The organism is Persicobacter psychrovividus (assembly GCF_036492425.1).
In the GTDB taxonomy this organism is placed as follows: domain Bacteria; phylum Bacteroidota; class Bacteroidia; order Cytophagales; family Cyclobacteriaceae; genus Persicobacter; species Persicobacter psychrovividus.
Genome location: NZ_AP025296.1, coordinates 50,773 through 65,835 on the forward strand (window position 1 = coordinate 50,773; position 15,063 = coordinate 65,835).

At 45.8% G+C, this 15,063-nt stretch carries 5 protein-coding genes; 1 reads left to right on the plus strand and 4 read right to left on the minus strand.

Annotated features, from left to right (window positions below; translation table 11 throughout):
* Positions 1-26 precede the first annotated feature (26 nt).
* From AABK40_RS20570 to AABK40_RS20585, 4 genes are read right to left on the minus strand one after another with little or no spacing between them, the layout of a single operon-like run.
* Positions 27-1,547: a RagB/SusD family nutrient uptake outer membrane protein gene (locus tag AABK40_RS20570; RefSeq protein WP_338399156.1), complete on the minus strand. Its 1,521-nt coding sequence runs from the start codon at positions 1,545-1,547 to the stop codon at positions 27-29.
* 4 nt (positions 1,548-1,551) lie between these two features.
* Positions 1,552-4,683 carry a SusC/RagA family TonB-linked outer membrane protein gene (locus tag AABK40_RS20575; protein WP_338399157.1) on the minus strand — a complete coding sequence of 1,044 codons (3,132 nt, stop codon included), beginning with the start codon at positions 4,681-4,683 and terminating at the stop codon, positions 1,552-1,554.
* 56 nt (positions 4,684-4,739) lie between these two features.
* A complete protein-coding gene (locus AABK40_RS20580; RefSeq protein WP_338399158.1) occupies positions 4,740-12,134 on the minus strand; it encodes a S8 family serine peptidase in 7,395 nt (2,464 codons plus the stop codon).
* Between the two features lie 42 nt (positions 12,135-12,176).
* Positions 12,177-12,320 carry a hypothetical protein gene (locus AABK40_RS20585; RefSeq protein WP_338399159.1) on the minus strand — a complete coding sequence of 48 codons (144 nt, stop codon included), beginning with the start codon at positions 12,318-12,320 and terminating at the stop codon, positions 12,177-12,179.
* A 582-nt stretch (positions 12,321-12,902) separates the two neighbouring features.
* On the opposite strand from AABK40_RS20585, the gene AABK40_RS20590 reads away from it, so the two are divergent.
* Complete coding sequence (locus AABK40_RS20590) at positions 12,903-14,591, plus strand: tetratricopeptide repeat protein (protein ID WP_338399160.1); 1,689 nt, start codon at positions 12,903-12,905, stop codon at positions 14,589-14,591.
* The last annotated feature ends 472 nt before the right edge of the window (positions 14,592-15,063 follow it).

The window sequence follows — 15,063 nt, forward strand, 5'->3', positions numbered from 1 at the left end:
CCTCCAAAAGCCACCGAGCCAAACAATTATTTCAGCGGATTCTGATCCTGGGCATTAATCGCCGTATTGGCGTCAAGCTCCGATTGCGGAATCTGCATGATCCATTGCGGATCCCCAGCTCGGAGGTTCATCACCCGTGCCATTCCAGGGTCGTGGGTTTTATCCCTTTGCAGGTCTTCGCCATTTCTCATCATGTCAAAAAAGCGGTGCCCCTCTCCCCAGAGTTCGAGGCGGCGTTGCAGTAATATTTGTTCGATCAGCTGATCACCCGAGAGGATCCTTTCCGAATAATTGGCAAGCCTGTTTTGCATCAGCATCTTCAGGTCTGCACGGGCAGCAGCCTCGTCGCCCATATGGAAGGAAGCCTCCCCACGGTTGAGGTAAAGCTCCTCCATCCGCATCAGGACATAATCACCTTCCCAGGCTTGATTTTTCAGTAAAAATTTACGGGTAGCCTGTGTTGGCCAGACGAAATTTCCTGCTGCATCGAGTTCATAATCGCGGTCAGCAAACACATTGTAGCGCACATCGTTGGTGGTCAGTTCAGCATATAATGTTGCGGAGATTTTCTTCATCGAGCCCAGGGTAGCATAGCCGCCAGCAAAAGGGTCAATGTGAGAGAAGAAGGAAGCGTAAAGCGTCGTTTGTGCGCCGTTAATGGCCAGTCCCCATACCCATGCTGGGTTGTAGACGTTGTTAAAACCATCCAAATACGACTGTGCAGGCATCACATAATGCCCCTGTTCCTGGGCAGAAGAGATGGCTAAATCAGCAAACTCATGCGCCTTTTCCCATTCATTGGTCACCAGGTACACACGTGAAAGCAGTCCCGCAACTACCGCATGACTGATGTGTGAATGGTGTTTGCGCGGCACCGAAACCACCTCGTCTTCCTTCTGGTCATTGTTTTCCGTTTTTTCTTCCAACAGATCAAGCGCCTCAAGGTAGTCATCTTTGATCTGATCATAGACGGTGGTCAGTGGTGCGCGCGGTAATTGCTCAAGCTCAGCCGTTAATTTGACAGGAATACCCGGGGCATTTTCATGCCCTACAAAAGTCTGCTGAAACACCTGCACCAAACGGTGGTGGCCATACGCACGAATAGCCAAAGCCTGCCCTTTCACATAAGCTTTTTCATGCTTGTTTCCTTGCGAAGTGTCAATAGAGTTGATGATTTGATTCGCCTGAAAAATCAGCTGATAATAATACGACCAGATATTGGCAGGACGCCCGTGGGTTTCTGCTCTCGAAAATTCAATGCCATAATCGTTGGCAAACCAGTTATGCCCCAGCGAATGCAGGGCCATGTCATCGCAACGCAGGTCCAGGGCCAAATTAATCGCCATTTCTCCGAAAGTATCATGACTGCCAGCCAAATACATATAACGATACAACCCATTGAGGGCAATTTCCTGCCCCTTGACGGTAGAAAGCAGCTCGTCGGAGGGAATAGCATCAGAAGGGTCACGGTCGAGGTAATCCTTGGAGCAGCCCAGGGTAAACACCCCCATAGCCACCAATAATATGAGATATAATAATTTTTTCATTTTCTTAAAATTTAACATCCAAACCTAATGACATCGTGCGAATGGGGTAATAGCCATTGTTCATATAGCCGTCCGCTGAAGCAGTGCCGGGGAAATAGCCCTGCATGGAAGAAAAGGTGAACAGGTTGTCCACGGCAAAACTAATTCGCAGATTATCCATGTGGATCGCTTTGGCGGTCCGCTCGGGGAGGGTATAACCGAAAGTGATATTTCTGATGGTGGCATAGCTGGCGTCGCTGAGGAACCTGCTCGAGGTACTCACCAAGTTGCTGTTGTCGATTTCAATTCTTGGCACATCTGTCACCTGCCCTTCTTCGCGCCAGGCATTTTTAATATCCGAATGCATAGCCACCCCAAAGCTTGGGTTCATTAACTGATGGTAACCTGAATTGTAAACCTCACCACCGAGCTGGTAATTGAGCATCACCGATAGGTCAAACTGTCGGTAGTTGAACCGCTGATTGATAAATCCGGTCAGGTCGGCCATTGCTGAGCCCACAAAATAACGATCGGCATCATTGGGGTCAGTGGTTACTCCCCTGCCGAGTCCTTCGCCCAAATCTTTGTAATACATGGCATCTCCGGTTTGTGGGTTTACGCCGGCATAGTCGAACATATAGAAATCGTAATAGGACCTGCCAACCTCCAGGCGCTTGGAAGAAGATAACATGACCACCTCTTGCGGTAGTTCCGTAATTTTATTCTTCATGTGTGTGGCTGCAAAATCCATGTTCCAGCGGAAATTGGTGGTTTTCAGCAGCGTCATGGAAAGGTTAAACTCCAGCCCGTAGTTTTTCATTCCTCCGATATTAGCCGACTGCCCACCCCAGCCATTGGAAGGGGCCACGGGCATGGTGAAGATCAAATCTTTGGAAGCATTGTTGAAGTACTCTATGCTTCCGGAAAATTTATTGTTCAGTAAGCTGAAATCCAGGCCAATGTTGGTCGCCTGCCGCTTTTCCCAGGTCAAATCGCGGTTGGCCAGATAGGTCATCCGGCCACCGTATTCCGAATTATTCGGGTAGGTGAGGTTATAATTGTCGCGATAGATATAATAATTCGTGCCCAGGTTTTCATTCCCCTGTTCACCTATCGAGCCTCGCAACTGCAAGCTGTTTACCCAACGGAGGGAATTCATAAAATCCTCTTTATGGAGCGCCCAGGATCCCCCTATGGCCCAGAAGTTGCCCCATCGCGATTCTGGTGCAAGCCTTGAGGTCCCATCCCGACGAAAGCTCAGTGAGCCAAAGTACTTTTCGTTATAGTTATATTCAAAGCGGGAAAGATAGGATTCAATCACGTGCTCATCCACCCACGAACTGGCAAAAGTAGGGTGAGAGCCCACGCCAAGTTCCGGAAGACCCGCCACGGGAAATCCCTGTGTGGTGCCGGTTAATCCTTTTTGTTGATAGTAGTAATTTTCATGTCCCACCAACCCACTGACATTGTGCTTTCCGAAGCTGTTCTGATAGGAAAGTAGCTGATTGACCGTCAGGGTGGTGTATTCATTATCGGTACGCGATGACCGGCCATCTACATTATCGGCATCGCCGTAGAGGCTGTTTTGATGGGTAATTGAATTTCGGTTGACATAATCCAGCGTCACATTGGTACGGGCGGAAAAGTGATCGTTAAATTTCACATTCAGGTAAGTCCTTCCCGAAATAGCATTGTTGGTATAGCCAATAACATCGAGCGTGGTGGTACCTACCGCATTAGAATTGCCGAGGTAAGGACGTGATCCAGCGTAATCGTAAATCTTTTCTCCGGCATCGTCGAGCAGGAAGCTGCCATCCTCTTCACGCTGATATACCGGATAAATTGGTGCGATGGTATTGGCGAAGAAAAACGGATTGGAAGCCGTGGTATTGCCTGTACTTGCACCTCTGGATTCTGTGAAAGTATAAGAAAGGTTGGCACCGGCATTCAGCCATTTTTTGATGTCTGAATTTACATTTACACGCGTAGAAAAGCGTTCGAAGCCTGTATTTGTCGCCACACCATCTTCATTCAAATAGCCGAAAGAAACAAAATAATCCGTGGTGTTGGCAGCTCCGCTCATTGCAATTGAATACTCCTGCCGCAGTGCCGCCGAAAAAAGTTCATCCTCCCAATTGTCGCCATACAGAGCATTCGCACCGGCATTCATCTGTCCCGTTGTGGGGTCAATCAACAAGCTGTCGGCGACATCAAAAGCATTATAGCCCCCGAGTTGCTGCACGAGGTTTCTTCGGTAACCCGCAAACATTGGGTGTGAATACACCGGATGCTGCCCCGAGGCAATCAGGCGGGCATCTTCCTCGGCAATATCCGCTGCCATAAGGTTGTTTTTGTAACCTTCCCATTGTGCTTCATAATAATCTTTTTGCCCAAGGCGGTCGTAGCCTCTCATGGCCCGCTGTGCAATACCCGTTCGGGATTTAAACTGAATGGATCCTTGCCCACTTTTTCCTTTTTTAGTGGTGATCATCACTACCCCATTTGCTGCACGCGAGCCATAAAGTGCTGTAGCTGCCGCATCTTTGAGGACCGTCATCGACTCAATATCCGCAGGGTTGAGGTTATTCATCGCCCCGCCAAAAGGAACACCATCCACCACATACAATGGTGCCGAGGAAGCATTTACGGAGCCAATTCCACGAATCTGGATGGAAGTCCCTGAGCCCGGCTGCCCACTCACCCCAGACACTTGAACCCCAGCTACGGCCCCCTCCAGGGCGTTCTGAACATTGGAAACCTGCAGTTTTTCGATATGATCCTTTTTAACCGTTGCGGCTGATCCTGTGAAAGATGATTTTTTTTGTTCGCCATAAGCGACCACCATTACTTCCTCAAGTTCGGTGGCGTCGGCATTCAGGTAAACTTGTATGTTGGACTGATTGCCCACCTTCACGACCTCGCTGGTATATCCTATAAATGAAAATGAAAGAACGGTTTCAGCAGCAGGCACCTCGAGCGTAAATGCACCATTGATATCGGTAACGGTACCAGTAGCCGTTCCCTGAATAACAACATTTGCCCCGAGGATGGGCTCGCCACTTTCTTTATCGTTGACCTGCCCCTTGACCTGAATCTGGGCGATCGTCTGCGTGATCCCGAACAGGGAAAACAGCAGGACTAAATATATTTTTTTCATAAAGTTGAATCTTAACGCCAAAAGATGGGGAGGCAGGAATACCTCCCCTAAAAATGCTATTGCTTGATAATGTTTGCCTGGCCGATTACGGCCTGATCAGTGGAAATGCGGAGCATATACAAGCCTGAAGACAAACCAGATACCGGTACTTTAATCTGATTATTTCCGGAAATGGCCTGTGTTTGCTGACTCAACAGCAATTGCCCTGTGGTTGAAAAAATGTCGATAGTGGCTGTTGCAGCAGCCTCAATCCTGAAACTAACATTCACAAAATCCGTCGCTGGGTTCGGCGCTACCCCAAACTGCTGCTCCTCTTCGGTGTTCAGTGGGTTCAGTACATCAACCATCACTTCGGTGTGGTAGGGGCGCTTCCACACAGGATCATTGGTGCGGAAAGTAATTTCAGCAGCCAAATAATCATCAACCTCTTTGGTGGCGTCAATCCTGAAATCAATGGTGCCCTTGGATTCAATATCAATCTCGCCTTCAGGACCACCGGGAAAAATCAGCCAACCGCCTTGCCCTTCGTGCTCGGCACCTACTTTAATTTGCCATCCGGCACCACCAAGTCCCACATAGTTGGAGTCAAACCAAAGCCCCTGGGAAATGATATAATCTTTTCCATATTCCCTGTTGCTTCTTCGGTCGAAAGCCTGCGGAAGAGCAATGCTTCGTGGATAAGTAAATTGTACATAGAAGTTTTCATAAGGAAGAATCTCTATTTCCTCCTCCAGCTCAATACCAAACCAATGCGGCGTATTCTCTTCGCCATCATAGGTTTTTATGGCTGTTTGTTCATGAACCAGCTGCATGGTTTCAATGGTTGTTCCACGATAAACAGCTACTTTGATTTCAACAATTTCCGTTTTCTCAATCTGGCAGAGGGTCCATACTTTTGACAGCCTACTGCCCTCTTCCGGTGCCTGAAATTTGGTGGCCGCCGAGAAAGGAACACCCTGCCCGAAACCGGTTACCGAAAAGGCATTATTTCCACGGATATTTTCAAAGAAGTGTACCAGGCCCTTATCCGAAGGAATATCGCCTACTTCAGCTTCCTCCTCCATTTGTACCGCTCGTGCTGATTGATCCACTTCCGCAAAAAGCGTTGCGAATGGCAGACCTTCGGTGGTTTCTACATTTTCATCCTGCATCAGGCGAGCAAAAGGAGTCTCCTGACGATAGTATTCCACAGCCGCCTTGTACTGAAGTGGAGATTTCCCTTTTTCATTTGAGAGCGAAATGCTATAGGATTTCCGCTCGCCACGCACAATTTCACTGCGGATGATTTCATCATGCCCTCCATAAACCGGCGCACTACCCAAAGCGGCCTTCCATGGAATGCTCACCTGTTGCTCACTGCCTACCGCATCGAGCGCTCTCCAGGTGAAGTTCAGATTGGTAGCAAGGTTGATAAATTCATCGCTGACCAAATAATACTGACCGTCGACACGCTGTGCATATTCCGGAGAAATCTCGACATAAAAGTCGAAGAAATCCCCTGGGGCAATCTGTTTTGGCGTTGTAAAAACATAATCGCTGATCGGGGTGAAAATGTACAGACTTCCGCCATCGTAAATCTTCTCTCCAAAAACCTGCCGTGCTGAATTACGCTCAAGCCCACCACCTACAATTTCTATGGGAGCTGTTCCCGTATTGGTGATTCTCACCCGATGGTCAATGCCCTCCTGAATTAAAGGGTCAAGGGATTCATAGAAAATGATGCCAAGATCGACAGTCGATTCCTCGGGAGTAAATGCGCCCACACCTTCGATATTAACATGGATAGGGTGTTTGAAATCTTCCTCCGTACCCGGCTGATTGGAAAGCGCATGCAATACCCCTTCCACCTCATAGGTGCCAATTTCACGGCTGTCTATCAACAGCTCGTAAGTCCCCGTTTCCATGGGCCCAAGCACAAATTTTTGCTGAGGTTTAAAAACGATCGACATTTCATCGCTGATGTAATTTTCCATGAACGACAACTGGTAGCCCTGCATTTTATCCTCACTCTGAATACCAATAGAACCGAAAGCATCCAGAAAATAGATCGTATTGGAGGCATCAAAACCTCTGTCAGGCATCTGATACTGGAATTTGAAATTGCCCGTTGCGTAGAGGATCAGCTGAAAAGACATCGAGTACCCCATGCCGAACATATCATTATACAGGTGATACTGAATCGTTACCTGGTCTTCTTCTTCAAGATAATAGACGCCGGCCGTCTTGGGAAATTCATAAAAATTCGGTGAGGTAGGGTGATATAAAGGAGCGATCATGGTCTGGAATCTGCTTTTATCATAGGGGATATAAGGAATCATTCCGGGATTGTCCCACTCCCTATTTTCTACCTCGTTGAAAGTCACAAAGCCAAAGGAGGCGATGTTGATCTGCTCGTAATGCTTGCCATAAAACTCAAAAGAAAATGGCAATTGCTTGTTGGCGAAAGGCTGACCCGTCCAGAAATTCAACTCAGGCATATATTCTGCCTGCGGGTGATCAGCAAGTTCCACCCAATCGTAAGAAGGTCCCCTGCGTCCACAAACTTCAATCAAATCAAAGCCCCCGCTTTGTTCCCACCAGCATTCCTGCTTTCCGGTTTCAAACTTGTAATCCACTTCGGAAACTTCTGAGCTGCTGCCCGTTTTAAGGACATTGAACCAACTGTCGGTATCAAAGAAGAAGGTCAGGTCTGAGCGCCCTTCATTTTTCACCGTAAAGGGTTCATAATGCAGGTCTCCTCGGTGAAGGTCCACGGTGGTTTGGTCATTTTCCCATTGCCAACTGAAAATCGGCACTTCCGTTACTTTGGCCGTCAGGTTGAAATGCAGTGGATCAATACCCGATAACGCAACCTGCATGTCGGCACTATAATCGCCCACGTTTTCAGTATCAGCCACAATTTCAAGGTAAGCAGTTTCTTTAGGAGCAACGGTGGCACCGAGAATGGATTGATTTTTAAGTACGAAGCCCGGGTTTGAAAATTCTACCCCATCAATCCTGAAAGCAGACGTTCCGGTATTGTTGACTGGAATATACTTGGACTCGAGCTGCTGATTTAGCACCGCATCAAAGTGAATATCTTCCACAATGGTTTCGACACCTGGCGTACCTCCAGAAACAATATTCATCTTTACATGAACACCCTGAGAGGTATTGACAGGGTCGTTGGAAACCACCGCAATATATTGCTCAAACTCGCCTTCAAACCATTGGGAAGGATCGATATCGAAGGTAATTACTTCCTCTTCACCTGCCAGCAAAGTGCCGTGGGTGGTGTTGAAGTTTTCCGCCAGGTTGACGCCAGGGTTCCGAAATTGCAGGTAATAGCCCAGGGCCGTTTTATCCAATGCTTCGGTATCCTCAGGATCTATCGTGCCATAGCCCAGTTCTGGAAAATGGTTCCATTTTTTGAAAAGCAAACCATCCTCCTGCTGTGGTTCTTCAATAGCCACATAAGCGAACGTTCTCAGGATATAGCCATCGGTACCCTCGGCAGGCCACGAGCTGTCATATACAATATCAATGTCGCCACTGCTGTAAATTACATACTGAAAACTAAAGGCTTTATTGTAGGTTGAGGCATTGGCTGTTTTCACCTGATCGTACTGCACGGTCAGTTTACCCTGTTCCTGCAAGTAAAGCAACCGTCCGCCATCATTGAAAGACAGGTTTTCAAAGAGGCCTGAGATGTAGCCTTCGGGCATATAGGTATCCCTGAAGCTTGGTGTAGCATTGAAAGCATGATCACTGAAACACAGGATGCCGTACTTGCTCAGATAGATATGTCCATAGTATTCCCCAAAAAACGGGAAGGCAAAACCGATATCAATACGCTTGTTAAGTTGTGAACTTACTCGGATTTCCTCTGTAATATCCTGTGTTGAAACATGATTGGAAATATCACGAAACTCGGGTGCATCCTCTGCGGGATCATGTGACAGATTGCTGTTTTTAAAATCCGTTTTATAGGTATAGCCAAACAGGTTGCTGCGTTCATAATCCGGAATATCCTTGTCGGAGTATTTAGCAATAACATATTGCAGGGCAGCATTGCCATCATTCATGATTTTGAAAGTGTTGCCGATATGTTTCGGATCATTCAGATCCGTGTCAGGCAATACAATTTCCGCAGGGGATAATTTCAAAACACTTGGTGCGATCCCGCTGCCAGTAAGTACCAGTCGCAGCTTCCGATCTGTGCCCTCCATGCTTGCGATTGCCGTAGCGTTGTATTCTCGCTGTTCGGTGGGCTTGAAGGTAAAAGCAAATTTGTTCCGGTATCTTGCAGGAAGATCTGAAGGTCCTGTTACCGTGAAGGCATCGTCGGAAATTTCCCATTGAAGGTCCTTGGCGTCGGCGTAGCCAATATTCGAAATATACAAATCATGAGTGGTTGTTCCCCCTTCAAATATTCGCCCAAAATCTGTTACTTCATCCACTTCAAGCTGTGGCTGTACATTGATCAGGTTAAAATCTACCAGAAAATTGTGATAGGTTTGGTCTTTTTCATTAGTGAGAAAAGTGTGGGTAAGCTCATGCTCGCCCGCCTTCACGCTGTCCAGGTGTAACTGAATAGGGATCTGCACCTGTTCGCCGGCCTCCAGAATACCTTCGGTAACCGTTGGCTGTAGTATTTTCTGGGACTGATATACATAAGGCATCACCATGACATCAAACACACTGCCATAAAATTGCGGTAAATCTGATTCGAGCGCTTCGTTCAGGTCTTGCCAGTTTTTTCCACCATCAAAAGACATCATGGAGGTTTTATCGTGCTGAACCCCTGCCCAAGTACCGATAAACATCGGTGAGGCATTGAATTTCCCCGCAGGATGATGCACCACCACCCAGAAGTTTTCGCCTTCTTCAAAAATTAATTTGTTGGGTAAATATGCCCGACGAGTCATTGTCAGTGGCGCATCGTAATCTGAGGTCGTCCCACTTGGATTAAATTCCTGCGCATTGAATGCCGCCACACGCTTGGCGGTTTCCAGCGAGGAACCAAGATATATTTCCACCGATTCCGTGCCATAAAAGTCGGGACGGCTGCTGGCCCTGAAGGTCACATAATCTATCGTATATTGCCCGCTTTCTGTCGCCGGAACGGTAAAACGCTGCGCCTGACTGTTGGTCAGGTATCTTGAGCCATCTCCTATGGAAGTATACAACGTTTCATAAGGATCGCCCATTAAATGCAAGTAAGGGTCGGTGGTATTTTTAGGGTCGATAGCACCGATATAGTTCGGGTCCGAAACATTATTGGCTGCTGCGGAAATCGCAACATTGAGATCACTTCGCTCGAGTAACTGATTGGTCAGTGTCACCGAAACTCCTGCTGCCGATCGAGCGCGAGGGGCATTAAAACTCGCTGGCACTTCTGCCATTTCAGCGGCTTTTTCAGCCATAGCATTCAATTCCAAAGTTCCCGAAACAAGTTGCCATTTCAGGGCCCCACCTTCAGAGGCCGAGGCCATATTTTTTACTTTCAGCCATGGGGTCGAGGGGTTAAGAAAATCCGCTGTAATCAAATGATGCCCATCCGCATTTGAATCATGAAATTCCACTGTAAGTTCAGGAGACCTTTTAATTTCAGACGCAACAGTTACCGATTCCTCATTGGTATTCCCCCAGCGGTCGATGGCTTTTATTTTGGCAAAAATCGGTGTGCCGAAAGGAAGGTCGTCAAGCTTTTTCAAATCAAATTGCATCTTTGTTCCTGCCTGTTGATTATTGTTTTTTATGGTGACCGTTTCCGCATTTGAAAACTGGGCGTCGGTGGCCCAGGTAAAATGGTATTCTTCGGGATAGATATCCACCACATCGGAAGGTACCGACCATTGGTAGCTCACCATATCGAAAGAGCTCCCTACGGCAATAAAGTCGGTAATATTTTCAGGGCCATTTCCGTCGTCAATTCGCAAAGCATATTCTGTGTCAATATATCCGCGTCCAAGCTGCCCAGCATATCCCGAGGCATTGTACTGATAGATATCACGGACAGAAGTCAGGATAATATTTCGGAGACCTTCACTGTCAAGTTTCCCGAAATTTTCCGGATGCGAAAGTACCAAAGCGGCAATTCCCGACACATGAGGGCAGGCCATTGAGGTCCCTGCAAAGTAGGCATAACCATCACTTGGCGCCAGGCTCAAAACCTCGGTAATCCCGTATCCGTCCCCTCCTGGGGCAAACACATCAAAATATTCCCCAAAATTAGAGTAGGATGCTTTGGTGAAATCTGGAGCCATGGCACCCACAGCCACAACCTCATCATAAGCACCAGGATAAAACCTAAAGTTCACATTGCTATTCCCAGGAGCAAAGAATACCAGGCCTCCCTTCATAGGACTTCCTTCATAATCTCCAGCTTCCGCAACAAAATACTTGATGGCATCATGAATCACCTCTTCCTTGAAATCTGGGCTGGTGTATCCCCAAGAATTCTGTGAAATCACGGCACCATTATCCGCGGCATAAATATAGGATTCAGCGATACGCTCGGCCGTAGATCCTCCTGAAAGAATCTGACAAACCATCACTCGGGCACCGTCACCATTCCCCGATCCGCCAGCAACACCCGACACACCCACGCCATTGTTGTTTACCGCAGCCACAGTTCCCGCAACGTGCGTGCCGTGCGGGTCTGGGGTGATTTCAGGACTGTTTTCTCCAAAATTAAATCCGTGGATATCGTCAATATAACCATTGCCGTCTGTATCTTTTCCCACTTCCATTCCTGTGTTAGACTCCCCTGAATTGACCCATAAATTGGCCTTCAAATCTTCATGCTCAATGTCAATCCCTTCATCGTGCACCGACACAATCACCCGGGAATCCCCATAAACCTGATGGCGTTCCCATGCTTCAAACAAATTAATATCGGCTCCCGCAACCGCCTGATCATGCCATTCTCCGGTATTATGATAATGCCACTGATCAACCAGCGAGGGGTCATCCATGGGCATCGACTCATTATTTCGGCTGCGCATAGCGTTCAGGTCTGCGGCAATCATTTTACCCTGATCAAACTGCTTCTCATAATTGGCCTCTGCCCGCTCAATTTCTGCCAACTGCTCAAAATGTGTTATCATGGTTGCGATATCCTGAGTCGGATCTCCGATCACCTCATACCACAAATGCAGTCCGTGTTTCCTAAGTTTGGCCTCATTGCCTCCTTTGGCTTCAAAAACCCGCTTAACTTGAGTGGCTCCAAACTGCACATTGATCTGATCAAAGGCCGCTACGCCTGTCTGTATAGCCTCGCCGCTCGTTCTGGCGTTAGAAAAATAGGCTGGCTGATGGCCCTCCTTAAATTTCACACGGACAACACCCCTGCGCATACCGTCCATAAATTGGGCTTGGCTAAAGGCCCATTGTGTACTGAAAGTGCATATAAGCAACCCTATTACAGACACAAATACCTTATAGTACCTGTATAAAAAATTTGACATTAATAATAAAGGTTAAAATGGATAATGATGATATAATTATTACTATTTTTTGGGAGTGCTCTTATCTAAAGCACGTACCAATTTTTTAAGGGCATTATTGAGTACAATTCTTTTTTGAATTTTTTTTCTCAAATGATCTTCAAAATCGGAATCTGTTTTGGTGTTTTCTTTCTTGTCTTTTTTCATATATAATTAACGCCTCCCAAATGCAATTATACATCGATATCTCATTCTCTTCTAATTCTTCACCCTAACGAAAACACTACCTGAATCACAGTGGCTACTACACAGCGACACAAACACCACTCAAATAGCGTTAACTCACTTTTTATCAGCGATAATAACACACATTTAGAAACCTTAAAAAATGAACTACAAAGAGTTTATTCTTCTTAAATTCTACTGAATCAGCCTTAATTAAAGAGGATAATCTGTATCGAAAGCCTATTTAGCATACCAAATTTAATTCTTCATTTCAGCCTGAGAGCAATTGATATATAGGTGAAATTGGTGAATGAAAGTAAAAATCGTGTTAAACACACAACCCCCAAAAGGATGAGGCTACGGGTCTTTCATTCCTTACATTGTCTGTAAATACTTAATGTATGCTGATGTAATTTTATCAAATATCACAAAACAATATATTTAATAGATGAATGTATCCCAAAGCAAAATTCGCCCTGACTTTATCTGATGATTTCTTAGGTTATAAAAAGTTATCATTATCTTTAAGCCTGCAACAACTTTCATTCTTTCAGCAAGCATATCATGCATAAATTTTATATCCTTACAAGTATATTAATCATATATACTAACACCAGTATTGCCAGGCAACCTTTAAATATCGACAGCCTGCTGGTCGTGAGCAATACCGCTGAATCCCCATTGGTTCAATGTGAATCGATATTGTTACTCGCACACCATTATGCCTTCGATCAAACCGAAAAATCCAAAAAATATAGCCGACGATTGCCCGAACTTATCTCGCGAATTCAAGAGGCTGCTCACCGCGCAAAACTTCACAGCAAATATGCTGCTTTACTATTTATCAGCAATCAATATGTCGCTGCTACGGAGGAGTACCTGAAGAGCCGAGCGCTGTGGGAAAAACTGAATAACAAAAAAGAGCTTCTGATACTCAATAATAATTTGGGGCTTGTTTATGAACGAAAGGGAGAATATGACAAGGCAATCCCTCTTTTTAAGACTGCTTACCGGGGACTTGACTTGTTCGAGCCCGCAAGAAAGCATCAGTTGCGGGCTTCCATTTGTCTTAATCTCGGCTCGGCCCTGCAAGGAATAGACCGCCTGGAGCAGGCGCATGCGTATTATGTGGAAGCCATACGGTCGGCGGAAATTTCAGGTTTCCTACTGCCTAAAGCCAAAGCATTACATAACCTTGGCAACCTGAGTTTGGCGCTGGAAAAAAATAACTTGGCAAAAATTTATTTTGAACAATCTTTACACCTAAAAGATAGCCTGGGCGAAACCAGCAGTCAATTCAGTGATTTGATTGGTTTGGCTCGCTACCATCTGGCGGTGAATGATACAGACATCGGGCTTAAGTATATTCAGCAGGCCGCAACTATTACTTCCGAAAATCAACAAGCAGTTTATCTTCAAGACCTTCACCTGTTACGTCACTCCTATTTTCTGAAAACCCACCAAATGGACTCCGCTTTGAATTACTATAAAGCTTATAAAATAGCCTCTGACAAGCTTCAGCGTTCGGAACAAACTGATGTGGTGAGCAACCTGATTGATCAATATGAGCTGGATAAAAAAAATGAAGCCACCAAAAGGGGGCATCAGAAATGGAGATGGCGAATGTATATGGGCTTGGCAATTGCGGTCGGTTTAATTATCAGCCTGGTTCTTTTAGGATTGTACCTGAAGCAAAAGCTTCAAAAAGAACGCGAGGCCACACAAAGAATTCAGGCTGAAAAAGAATTGGTAGAACAGCAGCTTGATTTTAAAAACCGAGAACTGGTTAATAATGTAACCCATCTTGTGCAAAAAAATGAGTTGATCAATACCGTCTCGCAGCGACTGTTTGAGTTCAAGTCAAAATTAAGAATGGACCAGCGCAAGAACCTGACCGCCATCATTGAACACCTGCAAAATATCAACAACGACAATACCTGGGAGGAATTCAGCTTACGATTCAATGCCGTACATTCCAATTTTTATAAAATCCTTGAAGCCAAACATGGTAAACTGACCAACAATGAGCGGAAGCTTTCTGCCCTGCTTCGCATGGACATGAATACCAAAGAGGTTTCGGCAATCACGGGGCAAAGTCCCAAAGCCATTGAAGTCGCTCGTACACGGCTACGTAAAAAACTCCAAATTGACAATACGGAAATCAACCTGAGCAATTACCTTCAAGGCATTGAAACGCAGGAGAGCGAGATTCGGGTGTTGGGGGAGTTCTCCAATGCTATTAATAAAGCATAACGTCATTATTATAAATAACCTCCTATTAAAGGAAAAAACTCCTTCCCCCAAGCATATCATTCCACTTCTTGTCTGATTTTAAAAAGACTTCAACTAAACAACGGTTTTGATACCATTAAACAACAAAATAATCCACCGCCATATCGTGACTAAGTGACCTGATCGAAAATTGCAATGAGCCTTAAGGTTAGCAGGATGTCAATCAAGAAATATTCCATCGAATTGCCATTAACCTGTCGAACCCATTGATAACTAAATAATTTAATACAGGTATCGATTCGAATCATTTGCATCGGTTTTACCAATAGTTCATTACCTTGAATTTCCGCCACTTCTATGCTTTCAAATTCTGTTGAAGGGGGGGCTATTGCTTCTTGTTCACAATGCAACACTAACGACCCCAAAACCGCAAACCTATGCCATAAAAAACTCTTCCGATAGATTCCTGTTAATCTGATGAGTAAAAAAATTC

Coding starts and splice junctions, on each gene's coding strand:
- AABK40_RS20570 (WP_338399156.1), bottom strand. CDS start 1,547: ATGAAAAAATTATTATATCTCATATTATTGGTGGCTATGGGGGTGTTT.
- AABK40_RS20575 (WP_338399157.1), bottom strand. CDS start 4,683: ATGAAAAAAATATATTTAGTCCTGCTGTTTTCCCTGTTCGGGATCACG.
- AABK40_RS20580 (WP_338399158.1), bottom strand. CDS start 12,134: ATGTCAAATTTTTTATACAGGTACTATAAGGTATTTGTGTCTGTAATA.
- AABK40_RS20585 (WP_338399159.1), bottom strand. CDS start 12,320: ATGAAAAAAGACAAGAAAGAAAACACCAAAACAGATTCCGATTTTGAA.
- AABK40_RS20590 (WP_338399160.1), top strand. CDS start 12,903: ATGCATAAATTTTATATCCTTACAAGTATATTAATCATATATACTAAC.